The sequence below is a fragment of the Enterovibrio sp. FF113 genome (assembly GCF_041439165.1).
Taxonomy (GTDB): domain Bacteria; phylum Pseudomonadota; class Gammaproteobacteria; order Enterobacterales; family Vibrionaceae; genus Enterovibrio; species Enterovibrio norvegicus_A.
In genome coordinates this window covers 170348-184513 of record NZ_JBGONO010000009.1, presented here as the reverse complement: position 1 = coordinate 184513, position 14166 = coordinate 170348, and the positions used below count along the sequence as shown (strand labels likewise).

Genomic DNA, 14166 nt, shown 5'->3' with positions numbered 1-14166 from the left:
GTTGTTTAGCAAGCACCTCAGATGACACCCCATTTAGACACTGCTTGGCAACGAGGCACTTAAACTCGCGATTGTATTTGGACATAAAAAGACCCCCAATAATTGGTCGTCCAACTATTGGGGGTCAGTTCATTAAGCGGCGTTTGATTTAGCGATAAAACCTGGCTAGCTACGAAATTTAATCGCGATCTTTCAATGGTTTGAAATCACGTTGATCGTAACCAGTATATAGCTGACGTGGTCGGCCAATACGGTTTTGCGGATCGCTGTGCATTTCGTTCCAATGAGCAATCCAACCAATAGTCCGAGACATCGCAAAAATCACGGTGAACATGGACGCTGGAATACCGATTGCTTTCAGGATGATACCTGAGTAGAAATCGACGTTTGGATACAGTTTTTTCTCAACGAAGTACGGGTCAGAAAGCGCGATTCGTTCAAGCTCCATCGCGACATCCAACAATGGGTCATTGATGTTGAGCTCATCGAGAACTTCGTGACATGCTTCATTCATTACTGTTGCACGAGGGTCGTAGTTTTTGTAAACACGGTGACCGAAGCCCATCAGGCGGAATGGGTCTTCTTTATCTTTCGCACGCTCAATGTACTCAGGAATATTGTCGACAGAGCCGATTTCTTCCAGCATCTTCAAGCATGCTTCGTTTGCCCCACCGTGTGCAGGACCCCAAAGGGATGCGATACCCGCTGCAATACATGCAAATGGGTTAGCACCAGAAGAACCTGCCAAACGAACCGTTGAAGTTGATGCGTTTTGCTCATGGTCAGCGTGTAAGGTAAAGATCTTATCCATGGCTTTGGCAACGACTGGGTTGACGTCGTACTCTTCACACGGGGTAGCAAACATCATGTGTAGGAAGTTTTCGGCGTAGTCCAAATCATTGCGCGGATAAATGAACGGTTGGCCGATTGAGTACTTGTAACACATTGCCGCCAGCGTAGGCATTTTAGATAGCAGGCGGTACGCTGTAATTTCACGGTGTTCGTCGTTATTGATGTCGAGCGAATCGTGATAGAACGCTGCAAGAGCACCGACAACACCCACCATGACAGCCATAGGGTGTGCATCACGACGGAAGCCGTGGAAGAAGCTCGCAATTTGCTCGTGCACCATAGTGTGACGAGTAACGATCTTGCGGAACTCTTCGTATTGCTTACGGGTTGGGACTTCCCCATACAGAAGGATATAACAGACTTCTAAATAATCAGCGTTATTGGCTAATTGATCAATTGGAAAGCCTCGGTGCAATAAAACGCCAGCGTCACCATCAATATACGTAATTTGTGACTCACACGACGCTGTTGCAACAAAACCTGGGTCAAACGTAAAATAGCCATTTGCACCCAACGCACGAACATCGATCACTTCCGGACCGACTGTGCCCCTTTTGATCGGCAGTTCGATAGGTGCTTTCCCTTCTATTTGTAGGGTAGCTTTCTTCTCTGCCATAACATTCTCCTTTGTTTTTATATAATCCTATCCCGGATACGGACCCCGTTGTTGTACCGATCGCTTCATAAGATGTCAATTTGCAGAAGTGATCTTTGTCGGGTGTACGCAAGTATCAAAAATATGTGCGTAATAAGTTAATGCTCTGTTTCGGGATTTCCGTCAATTTTATTGGTTTGTGTTTAAATGTTACGGGGCATATACTCTGCGACAGGTCTCTGGATATTACATAATGCCGGGGCGTTTCGGGGCTCAAATCGATATTTTCTCTGCGTAAAACGGGGCTTGATCTGCAGTTAATAGCAGAAGACACCGTAAAACGTAATTAAAGATGTTGCAGGTCTGGCGCGATCGCGAAATGTATATGCAGAGAGTGTTATAACAATAATTGCTCAATGGAGCTGAGTGGGCCATATCGTGAAAGTAACAAAGCCAAGACCGGTAAACCTCGACCTTCAGACCATACGCTTTCCCATCACAGCGATAGCGTCTATCGTGCACCGCGTTTCGGGTGTCATCACCTTCTTCTCGGTTGCCATCCTTCTCTGGCTACTAAGCCTGTCATTATCTTCTCCAAGCGGTTTCGAAGCTGCAGCGGACATCGTTGATAGCTTTTTTGCCAAGTTCATACTTTGGGGCATCTTAACGGCGCTCGCTTATCACATTGTGGGTGGTATTCGCCACTTACTGATGGATATGAAGTATTTCGAAGAACTTGAGTCAGGAAACATGAGCGCGAAAGTGGCATTCGGCATTACTGCCGTGCTGTCTGTTTTAGCTTGGGGGTTAGTATGGTAGGACATGTATCTTCATTTGGTAGAAACGGTGTTCATGATTTTATCTTGATCCGTGCCACTGCCATCATCATGACACTTTACACATTATATATGGTGGGCTTTTTTGCATTTGGTCCAGACCTGACTTATCAAAGTTGGATTGAGTTTTGGGGCCAGACAAGCAACAAAGTATTCACCATGCTAGCGCTGGTTTGTGTGCTTATCCATGCGTGGATTGGCATGTGGCAAGTGCTGACGGACTACATCAAGCCGACATTGGTTCGCGCTCTGATGCAGTTTGGCATAGTAGCACTGCTTTTTGTCTACCTGTTGACTGGCTTTTTCGTATTGTGGGGTGTGTAAGTGAGTATTCCAGTAAGAGAATTTGACGCAATTGTCATTGGTGCTGGCGGCGCAGGTATGCGTGCTGCACTACAAATTTCAGAGCAAGGCCTTTCTTGTGCGTTGCTTTCAAAAGTATTTCCAACCCGTTCACATACTGTTTCTGCGCAAGGCGGTATTACGGTAGCACTAGGTAATTCCCATGAAGATAACTGGGAATGGCATATGTATGACACCGTTAAAGGCTCCGATTATATTGGTGACCAAAACGCAATTGAATACATGTGTAAAACCGGCCCTCAGTCAATTATCGAATTAGAAAAAATGGGCCTTCCATTTTCTCGCTTCGAAGATGGCAGTATTTACCAACGCCCATTTGGTGGTCAGTCAAAAGCCTTTGGTGGCGAGCAAGCGGCTCGTACTGCCGCTGCTGCTGACCGAACCGGCCACGCACTGCTGCACACTCTTTACCAACAGAACATCAAAAATAAAACAATGATCTTTTCTGAGTGGTATGCACTGGATTTGGTGAAAAACCAAGACGGCGCGGTAGTTGGTGCAACAGCAATGTGTATGGAAAGTGGTGAGATTTGCTACTTCAAAGCAAAAGCAACCGTCATGGCAACAGGCGGCGCAGGTCGTATTTATCAATCCACTACGAATGCTCACATCAATACTGGTGATGGTGTTGGTATGGCGTTGCGTGCTGGCGTTCCAATGCAAGACATGGAAATGTGGCAGTTCCACCCAACAGGTATCGCTGGTGCGGGGGTATTGGTTACAGAAGGTTGTCGTGGTGAAGGTGGTTACCTTCTCAATAAAGACGGCGAGCGCTTCATGGAACGTTATGCACCAAACGCGAAAGACCTTGCAGGTCGCGACGTTGTTGCACGTTCAATGATGGTTGAAATTCGTGAAGGCCGTGGCTGTGACGGCCCTTGGGGTCCGCACCTTAAGTTGAAATTGGACCACTTGGGTAAAGACGTTCTCGAAGCACGCCTACCAGGTATTCTTGAGTTGTCTCGCACCTTTGCACACATTGATCCCATTAAAGAACCGATTCCAGTCATTCCAACCTGTCACTACATGATGGGCGGTATACCGACTCAGATTTCTGGTCAAGCTATCAAGCAAGATCCGAACGGCAACGATGTTGAAATTCAAGGTCTGTTTGCTTGCGGAGAAATCGCGAGCGTTTCTGTTCACGGTGCGAACCGTCTTGGCGGCAACTCGCTACTTGATTTGGTTGTCTTCGGCCGTGCGACGGGTCTTCACCTTGGTGAAACGCTGGCAGCACAAGTTGAAGCGCGTGATGCATCAGAATCTGACATTGAAGCGTCTCTAACTCGAGTGAATCGTTGGAATTCAACGCCGAAGGGTGAAGACCCAGTTCAAATTCGTAAAGATCTTCAGTCTTGCATGCAAAACAACTTCTCGGTCTTCCGTGAAGGTGAAGCCATGGCAAAAGGTCTGGAAGAGCTTAAAGTTATTCGCGAGCGCCTTAAAGAAGCGCGTCTTGATGACAATTCAAGTGAATTCAACACTCAGCGTATCGAGTGTTTGGAGCTTGATAATCTGATGGAAACTGCGTTGTCTACGGCAGTTGCAGCGAATTACCGCACCGAGAGTCGTGGCGCACATGCTCGCTTTGACTACCAAGAGCGAGATGATGAAAACTGGCTATGCCACACCATCTACAACCCAGAAACTGAAGCGATGACGAAACGTGATGTCAATATGACACCGATTCATCGTGATACGTTTGTGCCTAAAGCGCGTACATACTAAGGGAGGTAGTTAATCATGAAACTGAATTTTTCTGTATACCGTTACAACCCAGATGTTGATGATGCGCCGCACATGAAAGGGTACGCTCTTGAAGTGCCTGAAGGCTCGGATATGATGGTTCTCGATGCGCTTATTTTGCTTAAAGAGCAAGATCCGACGCTTTCGTTTCGCCGCTCTTGCCGCGAAGGGGTATGTGGTTCCGACGGCATCAACATGAATGGTAAAAATGGCTTGGCATGTATCACGCCGTTATCAGCATTGACTGATAAATCGAGCATTGTGATTCGTCCACTGCCAGGTTTGCCTGTCGTACGTGACCTTATTGTTGACTTGACTCAGTTCTATCAAAACTATGAACGCGTTAAGCCGTACCTAATTAATGACAGTATTCCACCCGCGCGTGAAAACTTGCAATCGCCTGAAGATCGCGCACATCTTGATGGGCTGTACGAATGTATCATGTGTGCATGTTGTAGTACGTCATGCCCATCATTTTGGTGGAACCCAGACAAATTTGTCGGCCCGGCAGGCCTGTTGGCTGCGTATCGCTGGTTAATTGACAGTCGTGATACTGCGACCGAAGAACGTTTATCAGATCTGGACGACGCTTTTAGTGTTTTCCGTTGCCATAGCATCATGAACTGTGTAAATGTTTGTCCTAAAGGACTAAACCCGACAAAAGCTATAGGCCATATTCGCTCCATGCTGCTTAAGCGCGCGGTGTAATATCGGGTTCTGTACCTACATGAATTAAGATTTAGGCTCCTCGCGAGAGGAGCTTAAAAGGAACGCCGGTTAACCTCCGGTTGTGGTAATACATATAACTAAGTGGTTAAGGGATAACAATGCAAAATGGCGTGATGAAGGCTTGGTTAGAGTCTTCTCATTTGGCTGGCGCCAATGCAACTTACGTAGAAGACCTCTACGAACTGTACCTCAGTGACCCCGAGTCTGTAGATAGCGAATGGCAAGCAGTGTTTAATGAGCTGCCTGTTGTGAATGGCAACGCACCTGAGCAACCCCACTCAAGAGTTCGTGAATACTTCCGTAGGCTCGCCACCGAGACAGCGCATTTTAGTGCCTCAGTCAGTGATCCGGATGTCGATGCGAAACAGGTCAAAGTATTGCAGTTAATCAATGCTTACCGTTTCCGTGGACACCAACAAGCAACATTGGACCCATTAGGTATTTGGCAACGTGAACGCGTTCCAGATCTGGATCCATCTTTTCACTCTCTCAACGAAGAAGACTTCGAAGAGACCTTCAACGTAGGTTCTTTTGCCATTGGGCAAGAGAGCATGAAACTTGCCGACCTTTATGATGCTCTGAACAAAACCTATTGTGGTTCTGTCGGCGCAGAATATATGCACATTACTGACACAGACGAAAAACGTTGGATCCAACAGCGCTTAGAATCTGTTGTTGGCCAGCCTAAATTTTCAACCGACGAGAAAATGGCGTTGCTTGAAGAGTTAACAGCTGCAGAAGGCTTGGAGCGCTACTTAGGCGCGAAATTCCCTGGTGCAAAACGATTCTCTCTTGAAGGTGGCGATGCACTGATCCCAATGGTGAAGGAAATTATTCGCCAAGCCGGTACAAACGGTGTGCGTGAAGTCGTTGTTGGTATGGCCCACCGTGGTCGTCTGAACATGCTGGTCAACGTTCTGGGGAAAAAGCCTTCAGAGCTATTTGATGAGTTTGCGGGCAAACATGGTGAATCTTGGGGAACGGGCGACGTTAAGTACCACCAAGGCTTCTCTTGTGACTTTGCAACACCTGGTGGCGATGTTCACTTGGTGATGGCATTTAACCCTTCACACCTAGAAATTGTTAATCCAGTGGTTATCGGCTCTGTCCGAGCTCGTCAAGATCGCTTGGGCGATAAAGACGGCTCAACCGTATTGCCGATCACTATTCATGGTGACTCTGCGATTGCTGGTCAGGGTGTGGTGCAAGAAACGTTCAACATGTCACAGGCCCGAGGCTTTCGTGTTGGCGGCACCATTCGCATCGTTGTGAATAATCAAATTGGTTTTACGACGTCTAATCCGCACGACATGCGCTCTACGCAATATTGTACAGATATAGCGAAGATGGTTCAGGCTCCAATTCTGCATGTAAACGCAGATGATCCTGAAGCTGTCGCGTTTGTTTCTCGTTTAGCGTTGGATTATCGCAATACCTTTAAGCGTGATGTTGTTATTGATTTGGTGTGCTATCGCCGCCATGGTCACAACGAAGCCGATGAGCCAAATGCAACTCAGCCGCTGATGTACCAAAAAATCAAAAAACACCCAACACCGCGTAAAATCTACGCCGATGTTTTGGCCGATCAAAAGGTTGCCGATCTAGAGAAAGCGACGTACCTCATCAACGAATACCGTGATGCGCTTGATCGCGGTGAGCATGTTACGAAAGAATACCGCCCTATGGCGCTTCATTCGGTTGATTGGTCTCCGTATTTGGGTCATGACTGGACTATCGAGTGGGCGAATACCTTCGATATGAAACGATTGGTCGAGATTGGTCAGCGTCTCACGCAATATCCTGAAAGCCATAAGCTTCACAGCCGTGTCGAAAAGCTAAATAACGATCGTATTGCGATGGTTAACGGTGAAAAAGCACTGGACTGGGGCATGGCAGAAACACTGGCTTACGCGACTATTGTTGATGATGGAAAACGTATTCGTATCAGTGGACAAGACGCAGGACGTGGAACTTTCTTCCACCGTCATTCTGTGTTGCACAATCAAACTGATGCAAGTACCTATATTCCACTTGCTAACGTTCATGATAAACAAGGTCCGTTCCAAGTGTTTGACTCGGTATTGTCTGAAGAGGCAGTGCTGGCATTTGAATACGGCTATGCAACGGCAGAACCGGGTGGCTTAACCTTGTGGGAAGCTCAGTTTGGTGACTTTGCAAACGGCGCCCAAGTGGTGATTGACCAATTTATTAGCTCTGGCGAGCAAAAGTGGGGCCGTATGTGTGGTCTGACTATGCTTCTGCCGCACGGCTACGAAGGTCAAGGCCCTGAGCACTCATCTGCACGTTTGGAGCGCTACCTTCAGCTTTGTGCTGAACAAAACATGCAAGTGTGTGTGCCATCAACACCAGCGCAAATCTATCACATGATTCGTCGTCAAGTGTTTCGTCCAATGCGTCGTCCGCTGGTGGTCATGTCTCCTAAGTCGTTGCTGCGTCATCCGCTGTGTACATCGTCCTTGGATGAACTCGCGAATGGTAATTTCCAAGCAGCAATTGGTGAAGTGGATGATTTGGATGCCAATGCCGTGAAACGTGTCGTTATGTGTTCGGGTAAGGTGTACTACGACTTGCTTGAAACAAGACGCAAAGAAGAAATTAAAGACATCGCCATTGTGCGTATTGAGCAACTGTATCCGTTCCCGAAAGAGGACCTACAAGCGGTTATCAGTCAATATGTTAATGCCAAAGACTTTGTGTGGTGCCAAGAAGAGCCTCAAAACCAGGGCGCTTGGTATAGCAGTCAGCACAATTTCCGAATGGCAATTCCGGCGGATTCAACGCTGAGCTATGCGGGACGCGCTGCGTCTGCATCTCCTGCTGTTGGTTACATGTCTGTGCATTTAAAACAACAAAAAGCGTTGATTGAAGACGCTCTTACCCTGAATTAAGAACTAGAAAGCTAAGGAAATAAACGATATGACAATCGAAATTCTGGTTCCCGACCTACCCGAGTCTGTCGCAGATGCGACAGTGGCTACTTGGCACAAGAAGCCGGGCGACGTCGTAACACGCGACGAGGTTCTGGTGGATATTGAGACCGATAAAGTGGTTCTCGAAGTGCCAGCACCTGAAGATGGTGTGTTGGAAGCGATTATCGAAGTGGAAGGTGCGACGGTACTTTCTAAGCAACTGCTTGCAAAAATCAAAGCAGGAGCAGTTGCGGGTGAACCAACTCAAGATGTTCCTGTAGCTTCTGAGTCATCACCAGATAAACGCCATACCGCGTCTCTTACCGAAGAGCAGAACGATGCACTTAGCCCTGCAGTTCGTCGTCTTCTTGCAGAGAACAACGTTAACCCTGACCAAATCAAGGGTTCAGGTGTAGGCGGGCGTATTACGCGTGAAGACATCGATGCTTTCTTGAAAAATGGTGGCGCTAAAGCGGCTCCAGCACCTGCACAAGTGAAAGAAGAAACGCCAGCTCTAGGTCATCGCAGTGAAAAGCGTGTGCCTATGACGCGTCTTCGTAAGCGTGTTGCTGAACGTTTGCTTGAAGCAAAAAACAGCACCGCCATGCTGACAACCTTCAACGAAGTGAACATGAAACCTATCATGGACATTCGTAAGCAATACAAAGATGTGTTCGAAGAGCGCCATGGTATCCGCCTCGGTTTCATGTCTTTCTATGTAAAAGCCGTGGTTGAAGCGTTGAAACGCTACCCAGAAGTGAATGCATCAATTGACGGTGAAGAGATTGTTTACCACAACTTCTTTGATGTCAGCATGGCTGTTTCTACGCCACGCGGCTTGGTGACACCAGTACTGCGTGACTGCGATCGTCTTGGCTTGGCTGATGTTGAAAAAGGCATTAAAGAGCTAGCGCTTAAAGGCCGTGATGGCAAATTGACCGTTGATGATCTGACTGGCGGTAACTTCACTATCACCAACGGTGGTGTGTTTGGCTCGCTGATGTCGACACCGATCATCAACCCGCCTCAGGCTGCTATCCTTGGTATGCACAAGATCCAAGAACGCCCAATGGCGATTAACGGCAAAGTTGAAATCCTGCCAATGATGTACCTTGCTCTTTCTTATGACCACCGCCTGATTGACGGACGCGAGTCTGTTGGTTTCTTGGTGACGATTAAAGAGCTTTTAGAAGACCCAACGCGTTTGCTGCTTGACGTATAAGCAGTCCCGGCCTTAGTCGGTTTACAGGGGGCATGGTAGCCCCCTGTTTGGAAAGCAATTAGACCTATAATATGGAATTGACACGGATAGAACATCATGAATCTGCACGAATATCAGTCAAAACAGCTATTTGCTGAATATGGGCTGCCTGTATCCGAAGGGTACGCCTGTGACACTCCTCAAGAAGCAGCCGAAGCGGCTGACAAGATTGGCGGCGACAAATGGGTCGTTAAATGCCAAGTACATGCTGGTGGCCGCGGTAAAGCGGGCGGTGTGAAGCTTGTTAGCAACAAAGAAGAAATCAAAGCGTTTGCACATAACTGGCTGGGTAAAAACCTAGTGACTTATCAAACAGATGCTAACGGTCAACCTGTCAGTAAAATTTTGGTTGAAGAGTGCACAGATATTGCTAAAGAGCTGTATCTGGGTGCGGTTGTAGACCGTGGCACACGTCGCGTTGTTTTCATGGCATCTACTGAAGGTGGTGTGGAAATAGAAAAAGTGGCTGAAGAAACGCCAGAACTGATCCACAAAGCAGCTATTGATCCATTGGTTGGCCCTCAGCCATACCAAGGTCGTCAATTGGCCTTTAAGTTGGGTCTTCAAGGCGAGCAAATTAAGCAGTTCACCAAAATTTTCATGGGTATTGCTAAGCTGTTCATCGAGCGTGATGTTGCACTGGTAGAAGTTAACCCACTGGTCATTACAGACAAAGGCAACTTGCATTGTTTGGATGCCAAACTGACCATCGACAGCAACGCTGTTTATCGTCAGCCTAAAGTGCGTGAAATGCACGATCCAAGTCAAGACGATGCGCGTGAAGCGCATGCCGCTCAGTGGGAACTGAACTATGTCGCATTGGATGGCAGTATCGGCTGTATGGTTAATGGTGCAGGCCTAGCAATGGGCACGATGGACATCGTGAACTTGCACGGCGGTAGCCCAGCAAACTTCTTGGATGTTGGCGGCGGCGCGACCAAAGAGCGTGTTACTGAAGCATTCAAAATCATCTTGTCTGACGACAACGTGAAAGCCGTTCTGGTTAACATCTTCGGCGGTATTGTTCGCTGTGACCTGATTGCAGACGGCATCATTGGTGCAGTGGAAGAAGTGGGTGTCAAAGTCCCAGTTGTTGTTCGCCTTGAAGGTAACAATGCGGAACTTGGAACTCAAAAACTGGCCGATAGCGGCCTGAACATTATTGCTGCGACCTCACTGACTGAAGCAGCTGATAAAGTTGTTGCTGCAGCGGAGGGCAAATAATGTCTGTTTTGATCAATAAAGATACCAAAGTTATTTGCCAAGGTTTTACCGGTGGCCAAGGTACGTTCCACTCTGAGCAAGCGCTTGAGTACGGTACGCAAATGGTTGGTGGTGTATCTCCAGGTAAAGGTGGCACGACTCACCTAGGTTTACCTGTGTTCAACACGGTTGCAGAAGCAGTAGAAGCGACAGGCGCAACAGCGTCAGTTATCTACGTACCTGCACCATTTTGTAAAGATGCAATCCTTGAAGCGATTGATGCTGGTGTTGAACTTATCGTGACCATCACAGAAGGCATTCCTACACTGGATATGCTGGAAGTCAAAGTGAAGCTAGACGAAGCTGGCGTTCGCATGATCGGTCCAAACTGCCCAGGCGTTATCACACCGGGTGAGTGTAAGATTGGCATCATGCCTGGTCATATTCATAAGCCAGGCAAAGTGGGTATTGTTTCACGTTCAGGTACGCTGACTTATGAAGCGGTTAAGCAAACCACTGACGAAGGTTTCGGCCAATCTACTTGTGTAGGTATTGGTGGTGACCCAATCCCAGGTTCAAACTTTATCGATATCCTTGAGATGTTTGAGAAAGATCCAGCGACGGAAGCGATTGTGATGATCGGTGAAATCGGTGGGACAGCGGAAGAAGAAGCAGCAGCTTACATTAAAGCTAACGTGACTAAACCCGTTGTTTCTTACATCGCAGGTGTGACCGCACCTCCGGGTAAACGTATGGGCCATGCCGGTGCGATTATTTCTGGCGGTAAAGGTACAGCAGAAGACAAGTTTGCTGCACTGGAAGCTGCAGGTGTTAAGACTGTTAAGAGTCTTGCGGACATCGGTAAAGCGCTACGTGAAACCACGGGCTGGTAATACGCCAAGTATTAGTTAATAAAAAGCCGCTCTCGTTGTAGAGCGGCTTTTTTTCGTCTGCATAGAATCAGTCGGGGGAATGGTTTGGCGCTATTCTGCTTGTTTGCGGAACTGGCTGATAAAAAACAATAGGCCCGCAACAACCACGACAGAGGGGCCTGCTGGTGTGTCTTGAAACCATGAAAGGGCAATACCACCCATCACTGCAATGACCCCGATTAGGCTTGCCAGAAATGCCATTTGTTCAGGGCTAACGGCGAATCGTCTTGCTGTCGCGGCAGGAATAATCATCAACGATGTAATAATCAGCGCACCAACAAACTTCATCGCAATAGCGATAACCAGACCTACCATTAACATCAAAATCAGTTTTAGGCGATCAACGTTGTAGCCATCGACGCGCGCCATGTCTTCATCTACGGTAATGGCCAGCAATGGACGCCAAAGCGAATATAGTGCGATAGAAACAAGGGTACAGCCACCTGCGATAAGCCCGAGATCGGCATAGGTGACAGAAAGCAGATCGCCGAATAGGTATGACATTAAATCAACCCGCAAGTCGTCGACAAAACTGATTGAGACTAAGCCCAACGACAAAGAAGTATGCGCAATGATGCCAAGCAGGGTATCCGTAGATACACTGCTTTTTCTTTGCAATGCCACCAACAGGATAGCAATGGTTAAGCAACTTGCTATTAAGGCGAGATTTAGGCTCACTTGCAGCATAAAACCTAAGGCAAGGCCAAACAAAGAGGCGTGAGCCAAGGTATCGCCGAAATAGGCCATCTTTCGCCAAACAACAAATGAGCCCAAAGGCCCAACTGCCGCTGCAATACACATGCCCGCCAACAGAGGGATGGCAAGAAATTCCAACATCTTAATGGTCTCCGTGCTTGCAAGGTCCGACAGGGTTGCCAGATAGGTCGTGGTCGTGGTTGTGATGGTGATGATAGAGCGCCAGCTGTTCACTCTCTTGTCGACCAAAAAGCGCCACGTATTCAGGGTGAGTTGAAATGGCATCAGGCTCACCTGAGCAACATATGTGGTGTTGAAGGCAGATGACTTCATCTGTTTTTGCCATCACCAAATGCAAATCATGAGAGACCATTAAAATACCGCAGTGAAGGGTTTCTTTTAATTTGGCAATTAGGCTATACAGCTCGAGTTGTCCCGCCACGTCAACACCTTGGACAGGTTCATCAAGCACTAGTAGGTCCGGCTTTTTCAACACAGCGCTTGCCAAAAGAACACGCTGCATTTCCCCTCCTGAAAGGGTATGCATATTGGCGTGCAGTAACTTCATAGCACCGACTAGGCTAAGTGCATCTTGAATCGATGCACTGGTTGCTTTAGGACAAAGCTTGAGGAAGCGATCAACACGCAAAGGCAAACTTTCGTTTAGCCGAAGCTTTTGCGGAACATATCCGATTTTTAGTTGAGGCAGACGCTCAATCGTTCCTTCCGTTGGCGCATTGAGTCCAATCACGGTTTTGACCAGCGTAGACTTGCCTGCCCCATTTGGGCCAATTAGGGTAGTGATCTTATCGCGGTAAAGAGAGAGCGAAATGCGATCTAGCACGCTCCTACCATCAAAGATGACCGAAACGTTATTTAGCGTAACCAAGGATGCGGACATAAATTGGACATGATGTTTAAATTGAAATGTTATAATATAACATTTCCTATCGTATTAAAATGTTGGCCCCAAAACTCATGATAATCACCCGTTGCTTCCAAATTCTGACGATGTTATTTCTCATCATTTCAATGTCAGCATATGCATCACAGCCTTCTATCGTGACGACGATTAAGCCTCTCGGTTTGATTGCTCATGATATTGCAGGCGATCTAGCAACGGTTGATGTCCTCTTACCGGACAATGCTTCACCGCATGACTATGCATTGAAACCATCTGATATTAGAAAACTTCGCAGCGCTGATCTTGTGGTTTGGGTAGGTCCCGAGGTAGAGCTATTTTTAGAAAAAGTATTGAGTGGTCAGCCCAATACACTCAGGTTAACCACTTACGAAGGTATGCCTGTTCGCCATTATGGGGAAGACAGCCATGAGAAGCATGATGATCACGGGCATCGTCATGACGGGATAGATGGACATATTTGGCTTGGTCCAGACCAAAGCAAAGTGATTGCGAAAGCAATTAAAAACGCGCTTTCACAACGAGACCCCGCCCATGCGGCGGACTATCAGGCAAACTACGATAAATTCTTAGCGGAAGTGACTCAGGCGCAAACGAGCATTGCGAAAAGTCTTGATGCAAGTTCTTCCAAAGGCTATTTCTTGTTTCACGATGCTTATGGGTACTTTGAAAGTGCGTTTGGGCTTAAACCTACTGGGCACCTGACCATTAACCCGGATAGAAAACCGGGTGCACGAACCTTGGTTTCCATTCGAAGTGCATTGATGGAAGATCAAGCACAGTGTGTGTTTTCAGAACCCCAGTTTAATCCGGGCTTGGTGAAGAGTGTGGTGAAAGGAACACAAGCAAAAGTGGTGTTGCTTGACCCGATGGCGCAAGACATGTCGCTCGCTGACAACCACTATGTTGATTTTCTGAACGCCTTAGGTAACAGCTATGCTGACTGCTTTTCTCAGTAAGAAAACTGAAGTAAAGCAGCATATAAATTTGCGCTATTGAGAGTTTTGATACGAGATAAGACTCTTTCTAAGTGCGTGATATGCATCGCATTGATGTTCTCGATCAACTTAAATGTCATTAAAAGCTGACAAGATGTGGCGA

Annotated in this window: 12 protein-coding genes; 9 read left to right on the top strand and 3 right to left on the bottom strand. The window is 47.3% G+C overall.

Going from position 1 to position 14166, the window contains the following annotated elements; all coding sequences use genetic code 11:
• Window positions 1-178: 178 nt before the first annotated feature.
• Window positions 179-1468, bottom strand: coding sequence for a citrate synthase (locus ACED36_RS09485; RefSeq protein WP_016961075.1), 1290 nt, complete (start codon window positions 1466-1468; stop codon window positions 179-181).
• 405 nt (window positions 1469-1873) lie between these two features.
• Here ACED36_RS09485 and sdhC point away from each other — a divergent pair, with 405 nt between their 5' ends.
• The 8 genes from sdhC (at window position 1874) to sucD (ending at window position 11408) form a co-directional block, all read left to right on the top strand.
• On the top strand, window positions 1874-2266 hold the full coding sequence (sdhC, locus tag ACED36_RS09480; protein WP_016961076.1) for a succinate dehydrogenase cytochrome b556 subunit: 393 nt from the start codon (window positions 1874-1876) through the stop codon (window positions 2264-2266).
• Window positions 2260-2607 (top strand): succinate dehydrogenase, hydrophobic membrane anchor protein, encoded by a 348-nt coding sequence (gene sdhD / locus ACED36_RS09475; RefSeq protein ID WP_016961078.1) that lies wholly within the window; start codon window positions 2260-2262, stop codon window positions 2605-2607. Before sdhC ends, sdhD begins: the two co-directional genes overlap by 7 nt.
• Window positions 2608-4374, top strand: coding sequence for a succinate dehydrogenase flavoprotein subunit (sdhA, locus tag ACED36_RS09470; RefSeq protein ID WP_016961080.1), 1767 nt, complete (start codon window positions 2608-2610; stop codon window positions 4372-4374). It abuts the gene before it with no gap.
• A 15-nt stretch (window positions 4375-4389) separates the two neighbouring features.
• Window positions 4390-5100 carry a succinate dehydrogenase iron-sulfur subunit gene (locus ACED36_RS09465; RefSeq protein ID WP_017004274.1) on the top strand — a complete coding sequence of 237 codons (711 nt, stop codon included), beginning with the start codon at window positions 4390-4392 and terminating at the stop codon, window positions 5098-5100.
• Between the two features lie 119 nt (window positions 5101-5219).
• Window positions 5220-8030 carry a 2-oxoglutarate dehydrogenase E1 component gene (sucA, locus tag ACED36_RS09460; RefSeq protein ID WP_017005762.1) on the top strand — a complete coding sequence of 937 codons (2811 nt, stop codon included), beginning with the start codon at window positions 5220-5222 and terminating at the stop codon, window positions 8028-8030.
• Window positions 8031-8058: 28 nt separating this feature from the next.
• Complete coding sequence (gene odhB, locus ACED36_RS09455) at window positions 8059-9273, top strand: 2-oxoglutarate dehydrogenase complex dihydrolipoyllysine-residue succinyltransferase (protein ID WP_017005763.1); 1215 nt, start codon at window positions 8059-8061, stop codon at window positions 9271-9273.
• A gap of 96 nt (window positions 9274-9369) precedes the next feature.
• Window positions 9370-10536 (top strand): ADP-forming succinate--CoA ligase subunit beta, encoded by a 1167-nt coding sequence (sucC, locus tag ACED36_RS09450; protein WP_016961085.1) that lies wholly within the window; start codon window positions 9370-9372, stop codon window positions 10534-10536.
• Window positions 10536-11408 (top strand): succinate--CoA ligase subunit alpha, encoded by an 873-nt coding sequence (gene sucD, locus ACED36_RS09445; protein WP_016961086.1) that lies wholly within the window; start codon window positions 10536-10538, stop codon window positions 11406-11408. Before sucC ends, sucD begins: the two co-directional genes overlap by 1 nt.
• Before the next feature lie 90 nt (window positions 11409-11498).
• Here the strand turns inward: sucD and znuB are convergent, their stop codons facing one another.
• Together znuB and znuC are read right to left on the bottom strand one after the other, a co-directional pair.
• Window positions 11499-12284 carry a zinc ABC transporter permease subunit ZnuB gene (znuB, locus tag ACED36_RS09440; RefSeq protein ID WP_016961087.1) on the bottom strand — a complete coding sequence of 262 codons (786 nt, stop codon included), beginning with the start codon at window positions 12282-12284 and terminating at the stop codon, window positions 11499-11501.
• Between the two features lies 1 nt (window position 12285).
• Window positions 12286-13044, bottom strand: a complete 759-nt coding sequence (gene znuC / locus ACED36_RS09435) for a zinc ABC transporter ATP-binding protein ZnuC (RefSeq protein ID WP_026024165.1) — start codon at window positions 13042-13044, stop codon at window positions 12286-12288.
• A gap of 59 nt (window positions 13045-13103) precedes the next feature.
• Between znuC and znuA the strand changes: the two genes are divergently transcribed.
• On the top strand, window positions 13104-14024 hold the full coding sequence (gene znuA / locus ACED36_RS09430) for a zinc ABC transporter substrate-binding protein ZnuA (protein WP_017005765.1): 921 nt from the start codon (window positions 13104-13106) through the stop codon (window positions 14022-14024).
• Window positions 14025-14166: the final 142 nt, after the last annotated feature.

What these genes read in the sequence shown, in the direction of transcription:
- ACED36_RS09465 (WP_017004274.1), top strand. Translation starts at nt 4,390, where the DNA reads ATGAAACTGAATTTTTCTGTATACCGTTACAACCCAGATGTTGATGAT.
- sdhD (WP_016961078.1), top strand. Translation starts at nt 2,260, where the DNA reads ATGGTAGGACATGTATCTTCATTTGGTAGAAACGGTGTTCATGATTTT.
- ACED36_RS09485 (WP_016961075.1), bottom strand. Translation starts at nt 1,468, where the DNA reads ATGGCAGAGAAGAAAGCTACCCTACAAATAGAAGGGAAAGCACCTATC.
- znuA (WP_017005765.1), top strand. Translation starts at nt 13,104, where the DNA reads ATGTTGGCCCCAAAACTCATGATAATCACCCGTTGCTTCCAAATTCTG.
- sucC (WP_016961085.1), top strand. Translation starts at nt 9,370, where the DNA reads ATGAATCTGCACGAATATCAGTCAAAACAGCTATTTGCTGAATATGGG.
- znuB (WP_016961087.1), bottom strand. Translation starts at nt 12,284, where the DNA reads ATGTTGGAATTTCTTGCCATCCCTCTGTTGGCGGGCATGTGTATTGCA.
- sucA (WP_017005762.1), top strand. Translation starts at nt 5,220, where the DNA reads ATGCAAAATGGCGTGATGAAGGCTTGGTTAGAGTCTTCTCATTTGGCT.
- sucD (WP_016961086.1), top strand. Translation starts at nt 10,536, where the DNA reads ATGTCTGTTTTGATCAATAAAGATACCAAAGTTATTTGCCAAGGTTTT.
- znuC (WP_026024165.1), bottom strand. Translation starts at nt 13,044, where the DNA reads ATGTCCGCATCCTTGGTTACGCTAAATAACGTTTCGGTCATCTTTGAT.
- odhB (WP_017005763.1), top strand. Translation starts at nt 8,059, where the DNA reads ATGACAATCGAAATTCTGGTTCCCGACCTACCCGAGTCTGTCGCAGAT.